The sequence below is a fragment of the Paracoccus laeviglucosivorans genome (assembly GCF_900182695.1).
Lineage (GTDB): Bacteria > Pseudomonadota > Alphaproteobacteria > Rhodobacterales > Rhodobacteraceae > Paracoccus > Paracoccus laeviglucosivorans.
This window is the reverse complement of sequence record NZ_FXTK01000071.1, coordinates 1-1,504: the sequence shown is the minus strand read 5'-3', so window position 1 is coordinate 1,504 and position 1,504 is coordinate 1. Positions and strand designations below refer to the sequence as shown.

Annotated in this window: 1 protein-coding gene and 2 pseudogenes; all 3 read right to left on the bottom strand. The window is 63.9% G+C overall.

What is annotated here, in order from left to right; translation table 11 throughout:
- Positions 1–239, bottom strand: a pseudogene (locus FN835_RS21050) (Re/Si-specific NAD(P)(+) transhydrogenase subunit alpha); the annotation flags it as partial.
- A gap of 162 nt (positions 240–401) precedes the next feature.
- Positions 402–842: a methyltransferase family protein gene (locus FN835_RS21045; RefSeq protein ID WP_185958803.1), complete on the bottom strand. Its 441-nt coding sequence runs from the start codon at positions 840–842 to the stop codon at positions 402–404.
- Positions 842–1,504 (bottom strand): annotated as a pseudogene (locus FN835_RS21040) (malate synthase G); the annotation flags it as partial. The gene FN835_RS21045 and the pseudogene FN835_RS21040, both read right to left, overlap by 1 nt.

Sequence of the window (1,504 nt, the reverse complement as noted above, 5' to 3'; positions counted from 1 at the left end):
CCCTCCACCGGAGGGCGCACCTTGACCACGACATCGACGTCATTGATCAGGGCCGCCGCGGTCGGCTCGACCGTGATGCCTGCCGCCTGATAGGCACCGTCTGAAAAACCAGCGCGCGTGCCCGCACCGGATTCCACGAAAACCTCATGGCCCAGCTTTTTCAGATGGGCAGCGGAGGACGGGGTGATGGCCACCCTGGCCTCCCCCTCGAAGTTTTCCTTCAAAGCGCCGATCTTCACGAAGGCACCTCCCCTGTTAGCGTCTCAACAGAGGCTGCATAGCACTGCGCAACAATCTTTCACAAGACCGTGACAGGGTATCATCATCCGTAAATCGGACGTCGCGTCACGCGATGTTAAATCTGGCGATGTGCGAAAACCGCCCTGACGACCGCAGAGCTGTCAAAGCCAACGGCGAGTTTTGCGACGATATGCCGAAAATTCAGCACCGAACGCATCCTGCACCATGGCCTCCTCGGAAAGAATGAAGCGGCGGGTAAGAAACAGCGCAAATCCGGGCAAAACAACCAGACCGGCAGGTGCATTCGCGACAAGAAAAACGCCTGCCAGCAGGATCAGGTCGCCCAGATAGATCGGATTGCGCGACAGCGCGAACGGTCCCCATGTGACCAAACGCGCAGGTCGCTGGCCCGGCCAGACCGTCGTGCGGGCGCGTTGCATGACAAGAGCAGCCCAGCCCATCAGCGCCAGTCCGCCTGCGACAATTAGCCATCCCAGCGGGCGAAGACGCGGCAGATCAGGCAGCAGCCATCCCAGCATCAGCCCGGCCAGCCCAAAGGGCACCAGCCAGGCTTGCGGGAGGGCGGCAAGCCGCGCCAGCATCACCCCTTCGCCTCGGCCTTTGCTTGTAGGCGTCGGGCGTGGAGGACCGGTTCGGTATAGCCCGAGGGCTGGACGCGGCCCAGGAACACCAGATCACAGGCCGCCTGAAACGCCACGCCGTCAAAGCCGGGCGCCATCGGGCGATAAGCCGCGTCGCCGGCGTTCTGACGGTCCACCACCTCGGCCATCTTGCGCATCGCGTCCATGACCTGCTGCTGGCTGACCGTACCATGCAGCAGCCAGTTCGCCAGCGACTGCGCCGAGATGCGCAGCGTCGCCCGGTCCTCCATCAGGCCCACGTCGTTGATGTCGGGCACCTTGGAACAGCCGACGCCCTGATCGACCCAGCGCACCACATAGCCAAGGATGCCCTGGCAGTTGTTCTCCAACTCGCGCGCGATTTCGGTGTCGCTGTAATTGCGCCCGGCGGCCAGCGGGATGGTCAGCAGGTCGTCCAGACGCACGGGACGCTTCAGCGCCTCGATCTCGGCCTGACGGGCATGGACATCGACCTTGTGGTAATGGGTCGCGTGCAGCGTCGCGGCGGTCGGGCTGGGCACCCATGCCGTATTCGCGCCCGCCATGGGATGGGCGATCTTTTGCGCCAGCATGTCGGCCATGCGGTCGGGCATCGCCCACATGCCTTTGCCGATCTGCGCGCG